A 20,052-nucleotide genomic window follows, 5' to 3' on the forward strand; every position below is an offset into this window, starting at 1 on the left:
ATGCGGCCTTCACCAGGATGTTTTCCCTTCATGCGGCAACTTTCGATTGAGGCGGGCACGATTTTTGACTAAAATCACGCGCCTTATGCGTATCACTCCGCCATAACACGTATTCCGGTTCTCTCCCGCGGATCCATTGTGTTCCGCGCACCGATACCGTTCCAGCCCCCGAAATTGTGCCGCCGTCGTGCTGATGGCGGCGAGTGTTGTATTTATCCAGGTTCCCGCTGCAATGATAAAATCCGTAAGAAATAGCTGGTTTTCTAATGTCCGCGGTGATGTGCTGGCCGGGCTGGTGGTGGCGCTGGCGCTGATCCCCGAGGCCATCGCCTTTTCCATCATCGCCGGCGTCGATCCCAAGGTGGGGTTGTATGCCTCGTTCTGCATCGCGGTAGTGATCGCCTTCGTCGGTGGCCGCCCTGGCATGATCTCTGCCGCCACTGGTGCCATGGCGTTGCTGATGGTGACGCTGGTGAAGGAGCATGGCCTGCAATACCTGCTGGCTGCCACTCTGCTCACCGGCGTGCTGCAGATCATCGCCGGCTACCTCAAGCTGGGATCGCTGATGCGCTTCGTCTCCCGCTCGGTGGTCACCGGCTTCGTCAATGCCCTGGCGATCCTGATCTTCATGGCGCAGTTGCCGGAGCTGACCAATGTCACCTGGCATGTCTACGCCATGACCGCCGCCGGCCTCGCCATAATCTATCTGTTTCCTTACATCACCAAGGCGATTCCTTCGCCGCTGGTGACCATCGTGGTGCTCACCGCCATCGCGATGGTGTTGGACATGGACATCCGTACCGTGGGCGACATGGGCGAGCTGCCCGACACGCTGCCCATCTTCCTCTGGCCTGATGTGCCGCTCACCTTCGAGACCCTGGCGATCATATTCCCCTATTCCCTGTCACTGGCCATCGTCGGTCTGCTGGAGTCCCTGATGACTGCCACCATCGTCGATGACCTCACCGACACGGGCAGCGACAAGAACCGCGAGTGCAAGGGGCAGGGCGTGGCCAACATTGCCTCCGGCCTGATGGGCGGCATGGCCGGCTGTGCGATGATCGGCCAGTCGGTGATCAACGTGAAGTCCGGCGGCCGCACCCGCCTGTCTAGCCTGACGGCGGGCAGCGTGTTGTTGCTGATGGTGGTGTTCCTCGGCGAGTGGGTGGCGCAGATCCCCATGGCGGCCCTGGTGGCGGTGATGATCATGGTGTCCATCGGCACCTTCAGCTGGCAGTCGCTGGCCAACCTGAAGAAGCATCCCGCCAGCACCAGCGCGGTGATGATCACCACGGTGGTGGTGGTGGTGGCCACCCACAACCTGGCCTACGGCGTGTTCGTCGGCGTGCTGCTGGCGGCGATGTTCTTCGCCAACAAGGTGGCGCAGTACAAGTACGTCAGCTCCGAACTGAGCGCGGATGGCCTGACCCGCACCTACAAGGTGGTCGGTCAGGTATTCTTCGCCTCGGCGGACAAGTTCGTCGACTCCTTCGATTTCAAGGAGGCCATCGACAAGGTGGTCATCGACCTGTGCCAGGCCCACTTCTGGGATATCACGGCGGTGGCCGCGCTGGACAAGGTGGTGCTCAAGTTCCGCCGCGAGGGCACGGCGGTGGAGGTGGTCGGCCTCAACGAGGCGAGCGCCACCATCGTCGATCGTTTCGCCGTACACGACAAACCGGAAGCCGTAGACAAGCTGATGGGCCACTGAGGAGAACAACAACATGACCCATGTGATCGCCTGCATCGACGGTACGCCCGTCACCCCCGCCGTTTGCGACTACGCCGCCTGGAGCAGCCTGCGCCTGGATGCGCCGCTCGTTCTGCTGCATGTGCTGGACAAGTCGGAATACCCGGTCAAGAGCAACCTCACCGGCAACATCGGCCTCGGCAGCCGCGAGGCCTTGCTGGAGGAACTGGCCGCGCTGGACGAAAAGCGTGGTCGGCTCGCCCTGGAACAGGGGCGCCTGCTGCTGGAAGAGGCGCAGCACCGCGTCATCAACGATGGCGTCGCCAATCCCGTCACGCGTCAGCGCCACGGCAGTCTGATCGAAACCCTGGTGGAAATGGAGCCGGACACCCGGCTGCTGGTGCTGGGCAAGCACGACGAGAATCTCAACGAACACATCGGCAGCCGTCTGGAGAACGTGGTGCGCACCTTGCACCGGCCGATCCTGGTCACCACCGATACCTTCCGCCCGCCGCGCCGGATCATGATCGCCTTCGACGGCAGCGAGACCACGCGCAAGGGCGTGGAGATGGTCGCCGGCAGCCCGCTGTTCCGCGGCCTGCCCTGCCATCTGCTGATGATCGGCGCCGACAGCAAGGCCAACCAGGGCCAGCTCGCCTGGGCGCGTGACTGCCTGGAGGCCGCCGGCTTCGAGGTCCACACCGCCCTGCGCAGCGGCGACGTGGAACGCACCCTGTGCGACTACCGCGCCGAACACGACATCGACCTGCTGGTGATGGGCGCCTACGGCCACTCGGTGATCCGTCGCTTCCTGGTCGGCAGCACCACTACCAGCGTCATGCGCAACGCGACGGTGCCGGTGCTGTTGCTGCGGTAGGCGAAATGTAGGTTGGGCTGACGCAGGAAGCCCAACGAGCAGGCGGTAGGTAGGGCCTCGTACCTCAGCCCAAGCTACCGCGCTGACCGAATCCAGTTCACGCCAGTCTCGTAGGATGGGTGGAGCGAAGCGAAACGACACCCATCAGATCGTTCTGGCCGCAGTTGTTCTCCGTAGCTTGGTGGTGGTTGCTACCATGTGAGACCTGACCCCGCTTCCGCGTGTATAAAGTAAAGAACTGACCCCTTGCACCGTGCACTGACCCCTTGCACCGTGCAGACCCCTTGCACCGTGCACCGCTTGCACCGGTGGAACGGACCCCTTGTACCGGTGGAACGGCGGTACTGGAGTGCCCACAACGCGGTGGCCAAAAAGACTTGACCACTACACAGAGCTGCGGTGCAAATGCCGCGTGCAGCGTGTCCTCAAATATGATTCCGCAACATCAACTCTCTTGGGTGCGGCGCCAGATAGATCTGCTGCGTCACGTATTCGTTGGGATGGCGCCGGAAGTGATGGTTGAGCAGGGTGATGGGAACGATGAGCGGGACTGCGCCCAGGCGGTAGGCATCGATGATCTCCAGCAGTTCGGCCTTGTCTTCGCTGTCGAGTTGTTTCTTCAGATAGCCCATCAGGTGTTGCAGCACGTTGGTGTGGCGCTTGCGCGTGGCGGGGTGGGCCAGCGCGGCCATGAAGCCGTGGATGTAGTCATGGGCCAATGTGTTGATCTCGGCGCTGCCGGCCTGCGCCACCAGGCGACCGAGGGCGCGGTAGTGTTCGGCGCCGTGGCTCATGAGGATGAGCTTGTGGCGGGCGTGGAAGTCGACCAGCCGCGCCGGGGTGATGCCTTGTGCTTCCAGTTGTTGCCAGCGGTGGTAGGCGAACACGCGCTCGATGAAGTTTTCCCGCAGCACCGGGTCGCCGAGGCGGCCTTCCTCTTCCACCGGCAGCAGCGGGCGGCCGGTCATCAGTTCGCGGGCGTAGAGGCCGCGGCCGAGTTTTGGTACGCCCTTGTCCTGGTACACCTTGACCCGCTCCATGCCGCAGGAGGGCGACTTGCTCTTCAGCAGGTAGCCGGCGAGGGGCGGCAGTTCCCTGGCCATGCGCTGGCCGTAGTGTTCCAGCGGGGCGGTGACGTCGCGGCTGGGGTCGAGCACGCCCACGGCGCGCGGCCGGGCCGGATCGCCGACCAGGCGCAGGGTGGGGCGCGGCACGCCGAGGCCGATGGCGACCTCGGGGCAGACCGGCACGAAGTCGAAGTATTGGCCGAGGGTGTCGCGGATGTAGGTGTCCAGCTTGTGGCTGGCGTCGAAGCGCACCTTCTCGCCCAGCAGGCAGGCGCTGATGCCCAGGCGGATCACGGGGCTTTCCGGCGAATTTTTGATATTTGTCATTGGCGGACACATATAGAGGCGTTAACGTTACGCCCATCGTATTCAGGAGCCTCCTTTCATGTCCAATCCCATTGCCGCCGGAACCCTGTATTCCGATCTGGTCGAAGTCCTGCCCGACGGTTCCGCCCGCCTGCCCGAGGCGGTGCATCCCATGGCCGATCTGCTGGAGCTGTCCGCCGAGCAGGTGCTCTCCCGCTTCAAGGAGAGCCAGCAGGCCGACTTCAGCCGTGTCATCCGGGAGCTGGAAGACCCGGCCAATCCGCTGTATCAGATGTTGCACGAGCTGCGCGCTCTGGCCGCTGCCCAGCCCGGCAATCCGTTTCCGGATAATCGCCTGTTCGAGGCGGGCGCCTTGCGGGCGATGTTCCTCGATCTGCACGACCACGTGATGGACCATCCGGTGTGGCGCCACCCGTTCTTCGTGCGGGTGTTCGAGGGCCGCTTCACCCAGCCGCAGCTTGTCACCTTCGCGCTGCACTACTTCAACCAGATCAAGAACACGCGCCAGTGCGTGGCGCTGTCGCTGGGGCGCTTCTCCGGCGTGATGGCGCTGCCCTACGGCGTGCTCAATGAGCGCCTGTCGGAGCTGACCCAGATCGTGTTGGCGCAACTGGTGGCCGACGAATACGGCGTCGGCAGTCACAGCGTCGAGGACTATCCCTCCATGGGCGGGCTGTTCCAGTCCACCACCCACATCGTCATGTACCGCCAGTTGTTCGAGGGCCTGGGCATTCCCTTCGAGCAGCAGGACATCGCCATGCTGCCGGGCGTGGCCGACAACGTGCTGACCCAGCGCCTGGTGGCCGGCAGCGAGGAGTTCACGCCGCTGGAGTCGCTGGCGTCGGTGGGGCTGGGCATGGAGTGGGGTGTGCCGGAGTTCTTCAGCCTGCTGCTCGGCGGCATGATCCGTTTCGCCAAGGACCATAAGGTGCCGCTGACGCAGCGCCACCTGTTCGTGTTCATCGCCCATGTGCGCTACGACGTGCTGCACGCCATCGCGGTGATGCTGGTGACCAGCTTCTTCGTGCGCGGGCACAAGGATATCGACGCCATCAAGAACGCCACCAACACCCTGATGGCCGGGCGCTACGGTATGATGACCGAGCTGTACCGGTATGTATTCGGCGAGTCCTGCCCGGCGCTGGCCGACATCGGCCTGCACCCGCGTTACCACCTGCGCGACCGCCGCATCGAGACGGCGCTGCGCCGCGCCCGTGGCCAGGTGGCGGAGGGGACGGTACAGGATGTGGCGGCCTACCGCACCAAGCAGGAAACACCTTACGTATTTGCCGCCGGGGCCTGAACCCGGCGGTAATGCCCCGCTTTCTGCTGAGGGGATCGCGGTTTTTCTGTTCTTTCTGAACTATAAGTTTCCCTGCGCCCGGGGGCGGCGATGCCGCGGGCGGAATTTACACAACAAGCAACAGGGAGATTCAACATGCGTATCGTTTCTTGGATATTGTCGCTGGGTTTGCTGGTCACCGCGGTGCCGGTCCTGGCGCAGGGCGTGGCGGCCAACGGCCAGTGGGAGGTGGCGCGCGCCATCGTGACCAGCGGGATCAGCGAACGTGAGCCGGTGGATGAGACCAGCCAGATCACGGGGGACTCCGCCCAGGTCTATTTCTTCACCGAGCTGCGCGGCATGCAGGGGCAGCGCGTGGTCCATCGCTGGGTACACAATGACACGGTGATGGCCGAGGTCGGTTTCGATGTGAACGGCCCGCGCTGGCGTGTGTGGTCGAGCAAGAACATGATGCCGGAATGGGCGGGTAACTGGCTGGTGAGCGTGGTGGACGGCAACGGCGAGGTGCTGGTCAGCCGCGAGTTCAGCTACGGCCAGTAAGCCGGAGGTGGCGCAGCGGTGTCCGGCAACTCTGCCCGATACCGCTGCGCTCCATGCACCCTACGGCCTGCTCAGTGCGTCGTCGGCAGGTCCGGCTCCGGCGCATCGTCCGGCCCCTCGACATTCTGATAGCCCTGGCAGTATTCGCTTGAGGTCAGCCACGCCTCCAGTGCCGCCGCCGGCAGCGGGCGGCTGATGAAATAACCCTGCGCCGCATCGCAATCGAGGATGCGCAGCAACGCCAACGCCTCATCGCTTTCCACGCCTTCCGCGATCACTTCCAGCCCCAGGTTGTGGGCCAGATCGATGGTGGAGCGCACGATCATCGCGTCGTTGTCGTCCTCGTTCATCTGCATCACGAAGGACTTGTCGATCTTCAGCTTGTCCACCGGCAACTGCTTCAGATAGGACAGCGAGGAGAAGCCGGTGCCGAAGTCGTCGATGGCAATCTGCACGCCGATGTCATTGAGCTTTTCCAGTGTGGCCAGGGCGCGGGCCGGGTTGGCCATCATCGAGCTTTCCGTGATCTCCAGCACCAGCCGCCAGGGCTGGACGCCCCACTTTTTCAGCAGGCGGCCCACCTCCAGGGACAGGGCCGTGTCCTGCAGGTTGTAGGCGGACAGATTGACGGCGATGGTGCCCACCGGCAGGCCGTGATGGTACCAGGCTGCGGCCTGGGCCAGGGACTGATCCAGTACCCAGTAGGTGAGGTGGCGAATGAGGCCGGTCTGCTCTGCCACCGGAATGAAATCGTCGGGCGAGATGTAGCCCAGTTGCGGGTGTTGCCAGCGTAGCAGCGCCTCGACGCCGCTGAACATGCCGCTGTGCAGATCGATCTGCGGCTGGAAATGCAGCGACAGATGTTCGTTGCCGATGGCGCTGCGCAGGTCGCTGGCCTGGGCCAGACGCTGCATGGTGTAATGGTCCTGGGCTGGGTCATAGAGGGCGATGCCGTTCTTCTCCCGCTTCGCCACGTACATGGCCACGTCGGCGCGGCGCGATAGCTCCTGCGGCGTCTGGGCGTGCAGCGGGTAGAGGGCCATGCCGATGCTGCCGGCCAGGTACAGGCTCTGCCCGGCCACCTCGAAGGGTTGATCCAGCAGGCGCAGGATGCGGCCCGCCATGTGGCGCGCCTCGGCCTCATCCACCTGTTCCAGCAGCACCGCGAATTCGTCGCCGCCGAGACGGGCCACGGTGTCGCTATCGCGCACTTCGCGCCGTATGCGCTCCGCCAGTTGTTGCAGCAGGCCATCGCCGATGGGATGGCCCAGGGTGTCGTTGATCTCCTTGAAGCCGTCCAGGTCCATGATCAGCAGGGCCAGCCCGCCCTGGCCGATGCGGCGCAGGTGGTGGATGGCCTGCTGTACGCGATCCTGCAGCAGTACGCGGTTGGGCAGGCTGGTGAGGGCGTCGTGCATGGCCTGATGTTCCAGGGCCTGCTGCCGGTCCATGACCTGGCGGCGCATTTCCTTGAAGGCATCCACCAGATGCTGGGTTTCTTCGGTGGCGGGCAAGGGCAGTAGCAGCTCGCGCTTGCCGTGGGCCTCATCGCGCAGGGCGCGCGCAACCAGGGAGATGGGGCCGAGCACGTAACGCTGGAACAGGAAGAAACCGAGCAGCATCAGGACCAGAGCGCCCACCGCCAGCAACCAGATGCTGCCGATGACATTGCGCGACGCCTGCAGCAGATAGGACACCTCGGCGGCGGCAGACTCCTCCAGGTGCCGATCCAGTTGCTGTAATTGTTGCCACAGGGGAGTGAAGATGCCGGTGGGGGGGAGCCCTTCCCCCTGCGGAGGATGCTCCATCAGTTGATCGAGCTTGCCGTGCAAGCCCTGCAACTCCTGGTTCAGGTCGGCGAGGTCGGCGGCCAGAGGATGGGGCAGGGCCTGAAGTCGGCGCTGTTGGGTGTGGACCGCGTCAACTGCATGGAACACGGCCTGGCGGCGTTCCGCCGACGGTGCCCAGAAGTAGACGGTGAGTGAGCGCTCCACTTCGAGCACTGCATCGCGCAACGCCCGGCTGTGGGCGGCGGTCTGCTCCCGCAATTCGATGCTGGCGGTGCGTTCACTGCGCACGGCTGTGATGTAGTGCTGCAGCAGCAGGGCGCAGATCGTGAGGAGAGCGGTGAGTACGAGGGTCGCGGCGATATAGCGATTGCGCAGGCTGGTCAGCCGGCAGAGGCGTAGCGGAGAGTTGGCTATTTCCGTGCGCTTCATCAAGTTTCTAGGTTCTTGTCGTATCTGTCTGATTTATACGGCTTCAGTATAAAACCCGCGCGCTAGCATAGGCGGCGCAGACACAAGAAGTCAAAGACAAATGTATGACAAATCCGCAACGCGGCCGAGGGTGGTTTTCTGTGGCGGAATATTCGGACTACTATAGGCATGTGTACCTGAAGTGGAGGTGTGACATGGCTACAGCGATCAACCCCGAAATTGGTGCCTGGTACAAGAACCTCGAAGGCGAGTCGTTTGAGGTCATTGCCATCGATGAGCAGGAAGGTATCGTGGAGATTCAATATTTCGACGGCGCAGTGGAAGAGCTGGATACGGATACCTGGTACGAAATGGAATTGATGCGGCGCGAGGCGCCGGAAGACTGGTCCGGCCCCTTCGATGACCTGGAGAAGGACGACTTCGGCGACACCGAGATGGTGCGCCATCCCGAGGACTGGTCCGGTCCGCTGGATACGCTGGAGTGGGAGGAGTAATCCTCCACGACGAGTCCGCCGCGGCTGCGCCCGACCCTCACGGTCTGCGGCGCATGTTGCTGGATATCGACCGCGAGTTACGCTACACGCGCGACTACATCGGCCAGGAGGCCTTCAGCGAGCGCGTGCTGGCGGCGATGGCCGCGGTGCCCCGCCATTATTTCGTGCCGGACGAGTTGCAGGACGCGGCCTATGACAACGGCCCCCTGCCCATCGGTCACGGCCAGACCATCTCTCAGCCCTATATCGTCGCCCTGATGACCGACCTGCTGCGGTCGCGCCCCGATGATGTCGTTCTCGAAGTGGGCACCGGCTCCGGTTATCAGACCGCCGTGCTGGCGCGGCTGGTGCGCCAGGTCTACAGCCTGGAGGTCGTGGCGGCTCTGGCCGGCGCCGCGGCGGAGCGTCTGCATCGTCTCGGCTGCCGCAATGTCGAAGTGCGCCACGGCGATGGCTACGCCGGGTGGCCCGAACATGCGCCCTATGACGGCATCATCGTCACCGCCGCCGCGCCCTATATCCCCGCCGCACTCATCGCACAACTCAAGCCGGGGGCGCGCCTGGTGATCCCGGTTGGCGATGTCGGCGGGCCGCAGCAATTACTGCTGGTGGAGAAGGATGCGGCGGGCGCGCTGAGTGAGCGTGCGGTATTGCCGGTGGCGTTTGTACCGTTGGTGCAAATGTAGGATGGGTTACGCTGCGCCCATCCTACAGGCCGCGTTCCAATTCAATTTGCCGTGTGATGCCGATGGCGGCGAGAAAATGTTCGTCGTGGGAGATCACCAGCAGGGTGCCGTGATAGTCATTGAGCGCCGCTTCCAGCGCGTGTATGGCCTCCAGATCAAGATTGTTGGTGGGCTCGTCGAGCAGCAGTAATGGGCAGGGACGTGGGCCGAGCAGGGCGCAGGCCAGCGCGGTCTTCAGGCGCTCGCCGCCACTCAGTTGTTGCACTGGCACCGTCGCGCAGTCCGCCGCCAGGCGCAGCCGCGCCAGGCGATGGTGGTAATCGCTTTCCTTCAGGCCGGGGGCGAGGCGACGGAAATTCTCCAGCGGTGACTGCGCCGCATCGAGCAGGGTGGTGTGCTGATCGATGAGCGCCCAGGGCTGATGCAGCCGCACGTGGCCGGCCTGCGTCGGCAGGTCGCCGATCAGCAACCTCAGCAGGGTGGACTTGCCGCTGCCGTTGGCACCGCGCAGCGCCAGACGTTCTTCCTGCAACACGCGCAGTTCGAGGTCGCGCAACAGCGGCCGCTCATAGCCGAAGCACACACCTTCTGCTTCTATCACCGTGCGTCCGCCGCACGCCTGCGGCGTGGACAGTTCGAGACGCAGATCGGCGAGCACCTCACAGCGCTGCTCCAATTCCTGCAAAGCAAGTGCTTGGCGCTGGACACGGGTGGCCTGGGTATCGGCGAGCCGCGCCGTACTGTGATCGCTGCGTTCCTTCTGCCGATCCAGCAGCAATTTGGATTGATTGGCGGCAGCGCGCTCACGCCGTCCCCGTGCCAGGCGTTGCTGCTGGCGTTGCAGTAGTTCCTGCTGCTGCTGGCGTTCGCGGCGCAGCGCCGCCTTGCCCTGGGCGATCTGTGCGGCCAGGTGTTCCTGTTCCTGGCGACGGGTCGCGGCATACGCGCTGTAGCTGCCGCTGTAACGGTGCAGGCCGAGGGTATCGAGGTGATGGATTTCCTGCACCCCTTCCAGCAGTGCGCGATCGTGGCTGACGAGCAGCAGTCCGCCCGGCCATTGGGCGATGAACGCGGCGAGTCGTCGGCGCGCCGCGCGGTCGAGATGGTTGCTCGGTTCGTCGAGGATGAGGTGGTCCGATGCACGCCACAGGACGGCGATCAGATCGAGCCGCGCCAATTCACCGCCACTCAGCCATCGGCTATCGGTATCCATCGCTAAATGATCGAGGCCGAAGCTGTTGAGCCACTGTTGCAGGCGTGGTAGCAGATCCCAGTCGTTGCCGACGAGTTCGAAGTCCTCCGGCGCACAGCTGCCATGTCCGATGCGCTCCAGCGCCTCCAATTGTGGCGCGCAGCCGAGCAGTTCGGCCACGCGGCCCTGGCCGGTGGTGCTGCGCTGCGCCACATAGGCGATGCTGCCGTAGCGTTCGATCTGGCCGTGCGCCGGTGTCAGTTGGCCGGCAAGGAGGCGTGCCAGCATGGACTTGCCGATCCCGTTGCGACCGACCAGTGCGGTGGCGCCGTGGTGCAGGACCAGATCAAGGTTGGAAAACAACACCCGGCCGCCGGGCAGTGAATAGCCGAGGTGACGGGCGTGCAGCCAGAGCGAGGAGTTAGAGCGTGATGACATGAACAAGCCCCCTGAGGTGGACCATGGAACACAGGGAAACCGGCGGCAGGGCCGGAAGGGACTTAGTTGTTCATGTCGGTGGCGGACTCCAGGAGAAAAGTGGGCGTAGTGTAATCCTGTTGCTGTGTCAGGCCAAGCAGGGCAGAAGTTGGTTCAACGTAGCCGCAGAAGAGTTGTCGTGCTATTGCACCACCGCCACCGGGCAACTGGAGCGCCGCATGTGCGGCAGCAGTTGCGCCGGATCGCCGGCCATGACCAGGAGGCGGCAATGATGCCGCCGGCCGCTGGCGATGAGGTGCGGCGGCGACAGCTCAGGCAACACCAGGTAGCTGGCGCGCAGGCCGCGGCCGGCGAGGTGGTTCGCCGCCGCCGTGCGCAGCGTCGTGGCCTGCTCGGCGGGGAGCAGCACCAGCAGATCGTTGCCGGCGAGATCGGCGGCGGTGTCGAGGGCGCGACCGGCGGCGGCGCTGCCATCGTAGGCAACGAGGATCGGCGTGGCCTCAGTGCGTTGCTGTCGGGTATCAACGCCGGAGCGGCCCAGCATCACCACGTCGCTGCCGCTGCTGGCGGCCAGCGTGGCGGTGAGTGCGCCCCGTTCGATGCGGAAGCTCCATTCCACACGATGGCGCAGGGCGTGGTTTTCCAGCAGACGGCGCACCTGTTCGGCCTGCGCGCGCAGGTCGCGTTCCAGTTGTGCCGCCTCCAGTCGCCGCGTCATGGCGGAACTGAGGGTGACCTCGTGGGCGAAGGGCAGCTGCGCCAGACGCAGCAGATCGCTGTTTTCCACGAACACGCCATGCAGCGTGCCCTGCACCAGGGCGGCGAGTTCTGCGGCCAGTTCCAGGCTGCTGGCATCTTGCGCCGAGTCGAGGGCGAGCAGGATGCGGCGCACGGCGCCGGCGGTGTCTTCAGTCGACATGGCGGGGTGGGGCGCCGGCATCGCTGGTGTCCGGCGCCGGGCTGTCGTCGCCCTTGTCCTTGCCGTGGTCGCCGAAGCTGGCGCGAATGTGGGCCATCTCGGAGAGACGGTGTTGCACGCGGCCGTTGACGCTGTCCTCAGGCCAGTTGCCATCGGCATCCTGTACCCCGGCGTCCGTATCCAGCAGCTGGCTGAGGGCCTGATCCACCGTCTCCACCGCATAGATGCGGAACTGGCCGTCGGCCACCGCCTGCACCACGTCCTGACGCAGCATCAGATGCTTTACGTTGCTGGCGGGGATCAGCACGCCCTGTTGGCCAGTGAGTCCCTTGAGACGACAGACGTCGAAGAAGCCTTCGAGCTTTTCGTTCACGCCGCCGATGGGCTGCACCTGGCCGTGCTGATTGACCGAGCCGGTGACGGCGAAGGACTGCAATATCGGCAGTCCGGCGATGGCCGAGAGCAGGGCGCACAGTTCGGCCAGCGAGGCGGAGTCGCCGTCCACCATGCCGTAGTTCTGTTCGAACACCAGGCTGGCGGACAGCGCCAGCGGGTGGTGGGTGGCGTAGCGCGCGGCGAGAAAGGAGGAGAGGATCAGCACACCCTTGGAGTGGATGGCGCCGCCCAGCTCCACCTCGCGCTCGATATCCACCACGCTGCCTTCGCCGATGTGCACGGTGGCGGTGATGCGCGAGGGCTGGCCGAAGGCGAACTCGCCCATGGACAGCACCGACAGGCCGTTGACTTGGCCGACCTTGGCGCCGCTGGTGTCGATCATGATGGTGCCGCGGCGGATCTCCTCCAACAGGTGTTCGCGCACGCGCGAGGAACGGTGGATCTGATGGTCGATGGCCTGTTCGATATCGGCGGCACCGACGACCTCATGGCCGGACTCGCCGGCCCAGTAGTCCGCTTCACGTAACACATCGGCGATGGAGCGCATGTGGGCGGTGAGGTGTTCGGTGTCCTCCACCAGACGCGAACCGTGTTCGATGACACGCGCCACGGCGTGGCGGTCGAAGGGGCGCAGCTTTTCCTTGCGTGTCAGGGTGGCGATGAGCTGGGCGTAGATGCGCTTGTTGTCGTCGTTGCGCGGAATGCGCCCCTCGAAGTCGGCCGCTACCTTGAACAGTTCGGCAAAGTCCGGGTCGTATTCGTGCAGCAGGTAATAGGTCATGCGGTCGCCGACAATCACCACCTTCACGTCGAGCGGAATCGCCTCCGGCTCCAGCGACACGGTGCTGACCAGCGACAGCATCTTCTCCAGTGACTCGATGCGGATCTCGCTGGAGTACAGTGCACGCTTCAGTCCCTCCCAGGCAAACGGATGTGTGAGCAGCTTGTAGGCGTCCACCAGCAGATAGCCGCCGCTGGCCTGGTGTAGGGCGCCGGATTTGATCAGGGTGAAGTCGGTGATCAGGGTGCCGAACTGGGCGATGTGTTCGGCGCGGCCCACCAGATTGAGATAGGTGGGATTGTCCAGGTAGACGATGGGGGCGCCCTCGGTGTCCTTGTTGTCTACCAGCACGTTGACCTGATAGCGATGCAGTGACTCGCCCTTGCCGTCGGGCATGCCTTCACCGCCGTCATCGCTGTGGACGAAGTTGCGCACGTTGTCGATGACATCCTGCTCCACCGTGGCCAGGTATTCCACCACCCGTGGCAGGTCGGCGTAGCGCTGCTTCACATCATCGATGAGATGGTTCACTGCCGCCTTGGTGGTTTCACGGTTGAGTTCCTTGACCTTCTCGCGCGTCTCCTTGCGCCAGAGCGGAATCTGACGGATGAGCGCCTGCAACTTCTCCTGCAGCGTGGCGACAACTTCTTCGATCCGTGCCTGCTCTTCCTTGGGCAGCTTCTCGAATTCGTCCGGCCCCAGCACCTCCTCATCCTTCATCGGGGCAAAGGCAAAACCGGATGGGGTACGGAACAGCTTGACGTTATGGCTGGCGGCCTCTTCGGCCAGGCCGCTGAAACCGTGTTCCTGGTGTTCCTTCAGCTCCTCTTCCAGCGCCTGGATGCGGCTGCGGTATTCCTCCCCTTCGAAGGTGGCGGGCAGCACCACGCCCAGTTCTTCCACCAGCTTTTCCATGTCGCGCTTGAGCGCGATTCCGCGGCCGGGCGGCAGGCGCAGGGCGTGAGGTTTGTGTGCCTGCTCGAAGTTGTTGACGTAGCACCAGTCGTCCGGCGTGGTGCGGCCGGCTGCCTTTTGTTCCAGGAACTGGCGCACCAGGGTGTGCTTGCCGATGCCCGGCGGACCCATCACGTAGAGGTTGTAGCCTTCACGCTGGATGTTGACGCCGAAGCGTACGGCACCGATGGCACGGTTCTGGCCGATGATGCCGGTGACATCCGGCAGTTCGGCGGTGGTTTCGAAACTGAACAGGCCGGGGTCACAGCGCCTGTACAGCGCTTCGGGTGCCAGCGGTTCGGGTTTGCTCATGGTTGTCTATTTTGTCTGGTGAGGAATAGGGACCACAGAGGGCACGGTGCTTATTTCTGGTCGTCACCCCAAGGGGGATGCCACGCAGCAGCTCCTTTTTCCGTGAACTCTGTGCCCTCCGTGGTCGGTGGTATCAGCCTACCTTGGGCAGGTGATCGAGCGCCTGACGGATGGCCTCTTCCGGATAAGCATAGTCTTCCAGCTCACCGGCGAAGTATTTGTCGTAGGAGGCCATGTCGAAGTGGCCGTGGCCGGAAAGATTGAAGAACAGGGTCTTGGCCTCGCCCGACTCCTTGCAGCGCAGCGCCTCGTCGATGCAGGCACGCACCGCGTGGCAAGATTCCGGCGCCGGGATGATGCCTTCGGCGCGGGCGAACTGCACACCGGCCTCGAAGGTGGCCACCTGCGGTACCGCCACCGCCTCGATCAGCCCCTCGTTATAAAGCTGCGACACGATGGCGTTGTCGCCGTGGTAGCGCAGGCCGCCGGCATGGATCGACGGCGGCATGAAGTCGTGGCCCAGGGTGTACATCTTGAGCAGCGGAGTCATGCCGACGGAATCGCCGAAGTCGTAGGCATAGTGGCCGCGGGTCAGGGTCGGGCAGGAGGAGGGCTCCACTGCCACCAGACGCACGTTCTTGCCAGCCGCCCTGTCGGCGAAGAAGGGGAAGGCCGCACCGCCGAAATTGGAGCCGCCGCCGCAGGGGGCGAAGATCATGTCCGGGTAGTCGCCCACCTTCTCGAACTGCTTCTTGGCCTCCAGGCCGATGACGGTCTGGTGCAGGATGACGTGGTTCAGCACCGAGCCGAGGGCGTAGTTGGTGTCGGCGCGGGAGGCCGCCTCTTCCACCGCCTCGGAGATGGCGATGCCGAGGGAGCCGGGATTGGTCGGATCCTTCTCCAGGATGCTGCGGCCGGCGTTGGTCATGTTGGTGGGGCTGGCGAACACCTCGGCGCCCCAGGTCTGCATCATGGAACGGCGGAACGGCTTCTGCTCGTAGCTCACCTTCACCATGTAGATGCGCACCTGCAGGCCGAACATCTGGCCGGCCAGGGCCAGCGAGGAACCCCACTGGCCGGCGCCAGTTTCGGTGACCAGGCGCTTGATGCCGGCCTGCTGGTTGTAATAGGCCTGGGCGATGGCCGAATTGGGCTTGTGCGAGCCGGCGGGACTGACGCCCTCGTACTTGTAGTAAATCTTTGCCGGGGTGCCCAGCATCTGTTCCAGGCGGTGGGCGCGGAACATGGGCGAGGGGCGCCACAGGCGATAGATTTCGCGTACCTTCTCCGGGATGGGGATCCAGCGCTCGGCGGAGACCTCCTGCTCGATGAGCGACATGGGGAAGATGGCCGCCAGCGCGTCGGGGGTGATCGGCTTGCCGTCCGGGCCCAGCACCGGCGCCGGCGCATTGGGCATGTCGGCAACGACGTTGTACCAGTGAGTGGGGATTTCGTTCTCGTCGAGCAGAATCTTGGTCTGGGCCACGGTGATACCTCGTTGTTATGACGGCAGGGGGCGGACGCGCCTGGCGCGCCGGTCGTGCGGTTTTAGCCCATGCGGGAGGGCGGCGTCAAATGGCTGGGTCAATGATGGCGCACAAGACGCCGCAAAGGCACAATGGCGCAATTCGGCCTGGCTACTGGAGACCCCGCGTGATCCTCGACACCCTGGACAATTCCCACCGTTACACCGGCCTGCACCCCCTATTCGAGCGCGCCTTTGCCTATCTGCACCATTTGCCGGTGCAGCCGCCGCAGAGCGGGCGGCTCAATCTCGTCGGCGAGCACCTGGTGGCCATCTACTCGGCGGTGCAGGGACGGGCGCGCGATGCGGCGCAACTGGAATGCCATCGCCGCTACATCGACATTCAGTACGTCATTGCCGGCTGCGATGAAATGGGCTGGGCGCCGCTACAGGCCTGCCGCCAGCCGGTGGCGGCCTTCAGCAGCGAAAAGGACATCCAGTTCTTCCACGACACGCCGCACAGCTGGGTCACGGCCCGTGCCGGCAGCTTCTGCATCTTCTTCCCGGAAGACGCCCACGCCCCACTGGTGAGCGACGGACTGATCCACAAGGTGGTGTTGAAGATCGAGGTGTAAACCGGAGCTATCGCCTCTTGGGGGGCGTCAGACACCAGGCATACAGCGCGAGGATGGCCATCAGCACCACGCCGCCAAAGAGAAGGATGGCCACAGCGACCGGTGGGGCCACGATGAGAAACCAAAGCAGCGAGCCTGGTGCTGCCAATTGGTGCCATGCCACCAGGAGGGCGACGAGCATCCATAGGGCCCAGATTGCCCCATACCTCACACTGTGCCGGTCAAACAGCATGGCTGGTAGCCTCCGAAATTGGTGTAAGCGCTTCAATCACGGCTGGAGCTGGATCACGGTCTGAGTTTGTGCATTTCGCAGTAGGGCGGCCCGGGATTTGTCCGCCGTGCCAGCTGCCCCAGTCGTGCTACGCTTGCCCCATGGTTCGTATTTTTTTCATCTATCTGCGCCACTTCTGGCCGTTGATCCCTGCGTTCGTTGTCGCCCTGGGCGCCGGCTGGCTGTTCTGGGGCATGGACCCCTGGATATCGGTCATGCTGCCGATAGCCGCGGGCGTGGCGGTATTCGCGTTCTTTGCCTATGTCACGGCGTGGCTGGAGCCGCTCCTGAGGCGCTGATGCGCCCGCATCACCTTAGGATCGCGCCAGTGGGAATATCGGCCTCCGCCCCTCATTTGACGGGGCGCCCCGTGGCGAGCGCTTCGTTGATGGCGCTGATCGCTTTCTGTTCAGCCCAACCGAGAATAGATGGGCCTTCGTCAAATCGCTCGGTGTATGCCCTGATGGCCTCCATGAGCCCATACCCGTTGGAATAGTCGATGGGGCCGAATACCGTGTGCCACTTCTGGAGGATGCGCCGCTGATTGATGGATCGCGTCAGGCGCTTTTTGCGTGTCAGCACATAGTCGTCGCCGTAGGTAAGCAGGTGTCCATGTTGGGTCATTCGGAACGACGAACAACTGCGGCAGCACATCATGAGATAGTTCAACACTAACGCCATGCCCGGTGTGGCCAATGCCGGCGGGGCAGGGTAATCCTCCAGTCTTCCTGAATCATTGGCGTATCCATAGAACGATGCATAAACACCCGCCAATTCCAGGTCGAAGTGGCGTGCCACCGATGCGGCCTTGTCCGCATGCTGTGCGATGCCGTTCCAGCGATCGCCATATTCGTACCAGTGTTGTGTCTTCGAGCAGGGCAGGGCGGCATAGATCGCGTTGTCGGCGGAGCTTCCCAACAGATAGCCGAACGCCTCCAGTGGATACAGATTCCAGGAGTGCTTGGCGAGTTTTACCAGGGCTTCTCGGGATATCGTCAGCATGCTTGCAGTCCTTGCACGAGGATGCGCCATCTATAGCATAGCGGTTTGGCTCATGCGCTGAGCCCGGAGAATCGATGGGTTGCGCTGCGCTCCATCCATCTACGGGGCTGAATGCAGGGGCGATGCTGCTATGCGGGAACTTGCCAGGCATCGTTGCGGGCAAGTTCCTCATGCATCCACTCCGGATCCATATCTGCGCCATTAGGCCAAGTGAGGGCTCCGAGTTCGATACGCACCTGGCTGAATAACTGCTCGTCTTTGAGTGCAGCATAGATGCCTGCCCGCTTGTCCGTGACCAGTCGGGACATATCGATGATGCCGGTGGTGCCGTCGTTGCAGGTGACCGAAAGGCGATAGCCGGGTAGTACCTCGACGTTGCGCACCCGCCAGGGGGCCGCTGCCTCTACTCCAGTGGGGCGATAGTCTTGGGCAATTGCTTCGTTTGACATAGCTCCCAATCCTCCGTCAATTCGCTGCGGTGCTGCGCCGCCCATTCGAGCACCAGCGCCAAGGCGCGCTGGGGCAGGTTTTTGATAACCTCCAGGGTACGCATATCGATCAGCGCCTCGTATTCGCCGTAGAGGGCGTGGAAGTGAGGCGGCGCATGTTCCCGCCAGAACATCTGGATCTCCCGAAGAACTGGCTGACGGTTGGCATGGGCCGCGTACTTGCGGTTCAGTCTAGCAGTTACCGGCTGATCGGCTTGTAGCGGATGCGCTTGGGTTTGGCTCCTTCTTCGCCGAGGCGGCGTTTCTTGTCGGCCTCGTATTCCTGGTAGTTGCCGGCGAAGAATTCCCAGTGTGAGTCGCCTTCGCAGGCCAGGATGTGGGTGGCGATGCGGTCGAGGAACCAGCGGTCGTGGGAGATCACCAGCACGCAGCCGGCGAACTCCAGCAGGGCATCTTCCAGGGCGCGCAGGGTTTCCACGTCGAGGTCGTTGGAGGGTTCGTCGAGCAGTAGCACGTTGCCGCCCTGGATCAGGGTCTTGGCCAGGTGCAGGCGGCCGCGTTCACCGCCGGACAGGTTGCCGACGATCTTTTGCTGATCGCCTCCCTTGAAGTTGAAGCGGCCGATGTAGGCGCGGCTCGGCATCTCGAAGCGGCCGACGGTGAGGATGTCGGCTCCGCCGGAGATGGCGTCGAATACCGTCTTGTCGTTCTCCAGTCCTTCGCGGCTCTGATCGACGGAGGAGATTTTCACCGTCGGGCCGATGTCGATGCTGCCCGAATCCGGTTGTTCCTTGCCTTGCAGCATCTTGAACAGCGTCGACTTACCCGCGCCGTTGGGGCCGATGATGCCGACGATGGCGCCGGGCGGGATCTGGAAGCTGAGGTCGTCGATGAGCAGGCGCTCACCGAAGCTTTTGCTGACGTTCTTGAACTCGATGACCTTGTCGCCCAGGCGCTCGCCGGGCGGGATGAAGATCTCCTGCGTTTCGTTGCGGCGCTGGTACTCGATGGAGTTGAGTTCCTCGAAGCGGGCGATGCGCGCCTTGGACTTGGCCTGACGCGCCTTGGGATTGGAGCGCACCCATTCCAGTTCCTGCTTCATCGCCTTCATGTGGGCGTCGATCTGCTTCTGCTCTTTCTCCAGACGCTCTTCCTTCTGCTCCAGCCAGGAGGAGTAATTGCCTTTCCAGGGGATGCCGTGGCCGCGGTCCAGTTCCAGGATCCACTCGGCGGCGTTGTCGAGGAAGTAGCGGTCGTGGGTGACGGCGACCACGGTGCCGGGGAAGCGGGTGAGGAACTGTTCCAGCCATTCCACCGACTCGGCGTCGAGGTGGTTGGTGGGTTCGTCCAGCAGCAGCATGTCGGGCTTGGATAGCAGCAGCTTGCACAGGGCCACGCGGCGTTTCTCGCCACCGGACAGGTGTTCGATCTTCGCCTCCCAGGGCGGCAGGCGCAGGGCGTCGGCGGCGATCTCCATCTGGTGTTCGATGTCATTGCCGGCGGCGGCGATGATCGCCTCGTACTTGGCCTGCTGTTCGGCCAGCTTGTCGAAGTCGGCATCCGGCTCGGCGTAGGCGGCGTAGATCTCCTCCAGTTTGGTGCGTGCCTCGGCGATCTCGCCCAGGCCGGCCTCCACCTCTTCCTTCACCGTTTTGCTGGCATCGAGTTGCGGCTCCTGCGGCAGATAGCCGATGCGCACGCCGGACTGCCATTGCACCTCGCCGTCGAATTCCTTGTCGGCGCCGGCCATGATGCGCAGCACGGTGGACTTGCCCGAGCCGTTGAGGCCGAGCAGGCCGATCTTGGCGCCGGGGAAGAAGGACAGGGAGATATCCTTGATGATCTGGCGCTTGGGCGGGACGACTTTGCTCACGCGGAGCATGGACATTACGTATTGGGCCATGGCTGTCTGCTGTCAGTGAAGTTGCAAAGGGCGGCATTATACCCGGCCCGCCAAGGGGCGGGCAGAGCAGCGTAGAAAAAGGCTTGTGCCGGCGTGGTGGTGGCCATAGGATGGGGGCAGCCGTGTTCCCAC

Annotated in this window: 17 protein-coding genes and 1 pseudogene; 8 read left to right on the forward strand and 10 right to left on the reverse strand. The window is 63.7% G+C overall.

Annotated features, from left to right (window positions below; all coding sequences use genetic code 11):
* Nucleotides 1-232: 232 nt before the first annotated feature.
* Nucleotides 233-1,711 carry a SulP family inorganic anion transporter gene (locus tag ACMV8A_RS00120; RefSeq protein ID WP_495323692.1) on the forward strand — a complete coding sequence of 493 codons (1,479 nt, stop codon included), beginning with the start codon at nt 233-235 and terminating at the stop codon, nt 1,709-1,711.
* A gap of 13 nt (nt 1,712-1,724) precedes the next feature.
* Nucleotides 1,725-2,567 (forward strand): universal stress protein, encoded by an 843-nt coding sequence (locus ACMV8A_RS00125; protein WP_495323693.1) that lies wholly within the window; start codon nt 1,725-1,727, stop codon nt 2,565-2,567.
* Between the two features lie 425 nt (nt 2,568-2,992).
* Here ACMV8A_RS00125 and ACMV8A_RS00130 read toward each other — a convergent pair whose 3' ends face one another.
* Nucleotides 2,993-3,961: a YbgA family protein gene (locus ACMV8A_RS00130; protein ID WP_495323694.1), complete on the reverse strand. Its 969-nt coding sequence runs from the start codon at nt 3,959-3,961 to the stop codon at nt 2,993-2,995.
* 58 nt (nt 3,962-4,019) lie between these two features.
* Between ACMV8A_RS00130 and ACMV8A_RS00135 the strand changes: the two genes are divergently transcribed.
* Both ACMV8A_RS00135 and ACMV8A_RS00140 read left to right on the forward strand, forming a co-directional pair.
* Nucleotides 4,020-5,264, forward strand: coding sequence for a hypothetical protein (locus tag ACMV8A_RS00135; protein WP_495323695.1), 1,245 nt, complete (start codon nt 4,020-4,022; stop codon nt 5,262-5,264).
* 135 nt (nt 5,265-5,399) lie between these two features.
* A complete protein-coding gene (locus ACMV8A_RS00140) occupies nt 5,400-5,804 on the forward strand; it encodes a DUF2914 domain-containing protein (RefSeq protein WP_495323696.1) in 405 nt (134 codons plus the stop codon).
* Nucleotides 5,805-5,875: 71 nt separating this feature from the next.
* On the opposite strand, the gene ACMV8A_RS00145 is transcribed toward ACMV8A_RS00140, so the two are convergent.
* Nucleotides 5,876-8,023 (reverse strand): putative bifunctional diguanylate cyclase/phosphodiesterase, encoded by a 2,148-nt coding sequence (locus ACMV8A_RS00145; protein ID WP_495323697.1) that lies wholly within the window; start codon nt 8,021-8,023, stop codon nt 5,876-5,878.
* 194 nt (nt 8,024-8,217) lie between these two features.
* Here ACMV8A_RS00145 and ACMV8A_RS00150 point away from each other — a divergent pair, with 194 nt between their 5' ends.
* Both ACMV8A_RS00150 and ACMV8A_RS00155 read left to right on the forward strand, forming a co-directional pair.
* A complete protein-coding gene (locus ACMV8A_RS00150; RefSeq protein ID WP_495323698.1) occupies nt 8,218-8,517 on the forward strand; it encodes a DUF6763 family protein in 300 nt (99 codons plus the stop codon).
* Between the two features lie 53 nt (nt 8,518-8,570).
* Nucleotides 8,571-9,203 (forward strand): protein-L-isoaspartate(D-aspartate) O-methyltransferase, encoded by a 633-nt coding sequence (locus ACMV8A_RS00155; RefSeq protein ID WP_495323990.1) that lies wholly within the window; start codon nt 8,571-8,573, stop codon nt 9,201-9,203.
* Between the two features lie 22 nt (nt 9,204-9,225).
* Here ACMV8A_RS00155 and ACMV8A_RS00160 read toward each other — a convergent pair whose 3' ends face one another.
* The 4 genes from ACMV8A_RS00160 to ACMV8A_RS00175 form a co-directional block, all read right to left on the reverse strand.
* Nucleotides 9,226-10,833: an ABC-F family ATP-binding cassette domain-containing protein gene (locus ACMV8A_RS00160; protein ID WP_495323699.1), complete on the reverse strand. Its 1,608-nt coding sequence runs from the start codon at nt 10,831-10,833 to the stop codon at nt 9,226-9,228.
* A gap of 181 nt (nt 10,834-11,014) precedes the next feature.
* The gene (locus tag ACMV8A_RS00165; RefSeq protein ID WP_495323700.1) at nt 11,015-11,752 is read right to left on the reverse strand and encodes a hypothetical protein; all 738 of its coding nucleotides are present in this window, start codon (nt 11,750-11,752) and stop codon (nt 11,015-11,017) included.
* Complete coding sequence (locus ACMV8A_RS00170; RefSeq protein WP_495323701.1) at nt 11,742-14,195, reverse strand: Lon protease family protein; 2,454 nt, start codon at nt 14,193-14,195, stop codon at nt 11,742-11,744. Before ACMV8A_RS00170 ends, ACMV8A_RS00165 begins: the two co-directional genes overlap by 11 nt.
* Nucleotides 14,196-14,328: 133 nt before the next feature.
* The gene (locus tag ACMV8A_RS00175; RefSeq protein WP_495323702.1) at nt 14,329-15,681 is read right to left on the reverse strand and encodes a TrpB-like pyridoxal phosphate-dependent enzyme; all 1,353 of its coding nucleotides are present in this window, start codon (nt 15,679-15,681) and stop codon (nt 14,329-14,331) included.
* 167 nt (nt 15,682-15,848) lie between these two features.
* Here ACMV8A_RS00175 and ACMV8A_RS00180 point away from each other — a divergent pair, with 167 nt between their 5' ends.
* Complete coding sequence (locus ACMV8A_RS00180) at nt 15,849-16,295, forward strand: NanQ anomerase/TabA/YiaL family protein (protein ID WP_495323703.1); 447 nt, start codon at nt 15,849-15,851, stop codon at nt 16,293-16,295.
* Between the two features lie 372 nt (nt 16,296-16,667).
* A complete protein-coding gene (locus tag ACMV8A_RS00185; protein ID WP_495323704.1) occupies nt 16,668-16,865 on the forward strand; it encodes a hypothetical protein in 198 nt (65 codons plus the stop codon).
* A gap of 52 nt (nt 16,866-16,917) precedes the next feature.
* On the opposite strand, the gene ACMV8A_RS00190 is transcribed toward ACMV8A_RS00185, so the two are convergent.
* From ACMV8A_RS00190 to ettA, 4 genes and pseudogenes are all read right to left on the reverse strand, one after another.
* Nucleotides 16,918-17,568: a hypothetical protein gene (locus tag ACMV8A_RS00190; RefSeq protein WP_495323705.1), complete on the reverse strand. Its 651-nt coding sequence runs from the start codon at nt 17,566-17,568 to the stop codon at nt 16,918-16,920.
* A 128-nt stretch (nt 17,569-17,696) separates the two neighbouring features.
* The gene (locus tag ACMV8A_RS00195) at nt 17,697-18,017 is read right to left on the reverse strand and encodes a DUF2442 domain-containing protein (protein WP_495323706.1); all 321 of its coding nucleotides are present in this window, start codon (nt 18,015-18,017) and stop codon (nt 17,697-17,699) included.
* Nucleotides 17,972-18,225 (reverse strand): annotated as a pseudogene (locus tag ACMV8A_RS00200) (DUF4160 domain-containing protein). Before ACMV8A_RS00200 ends, ACMV8A_RS00195 begins: the two are co-directional and overlap by 46 nt.
* Before the next feature lie 30 nt (nt 18,226-18,255).
* Nucleotides 18,256-19,920: an energy-dependent translational throttle protein EttA gene (gene ettA, locus ACMV8A_RS00205; RefSeq protein ID WP_495323707.1), complete on the reverse strand. Its 1,665-nt coding sequence runs from the start codon at nt 19,918-19,920 to the stop codon at nt 18,256-18,258.
* Nucleotides 19,921-20,052 lie beyond the last annotated feature (132 nt).

The organism is Sulfurivermis sp., from assembly GCF_059410345.1.